The 299-nt window shown below is 62.5% G+C and carries 1 protein-coding gene; it reads left to right on the forward strand.

Annotation, left to right across the window (positions count from 1 at the left end; genetic code table 11):
• Positions 1-299 (forward strand): DUF711 family protein (locus ACLUYS_RS00655; RefSeq protein ID WP_412658647.1); only part of this gene is annotated, 299 nt, incomplete at both ends.

Below are 299 nucleotides of genomic sequence, written 5' to 3' on the forward strand. Positions count from 1 at the left end.
CCTATATTCTCGAAGAAATGGGTCTGGAAACGTGCGGCGCGTACGGCACCACCGCCTGCCTGGCCATGCTGAACGATGCCGTGAAAAAAGGCGGCGTCATGGCGACCAGCCACGTCGGCGGTCTGTCCGGCGCCTTCATTCCGGTTTCGGAAGATGCCGGCATGATTCACGCAGCCAGCACCGGCTGCCTGCGTCTGGAAAAACTGGAAGCCATGACCGCAGTCTGCTCCGTCGGCCTCGACATGATCGTCGTGCCGGGCGATACGAGCGCGGACGTGCTGTCCGGCATGATCGCGGAT

The sequence above is a fragment of the Allobaculum sp. genome (assembly GCF_047010065.1).
Taxonomy (GTDB): domain Bacteria; phylum Bacillota_I; class Bacilli_A; order Erysipelotrichales; family Erysipelotrichaceae; genus Allobaculum; species Allobaculum fili.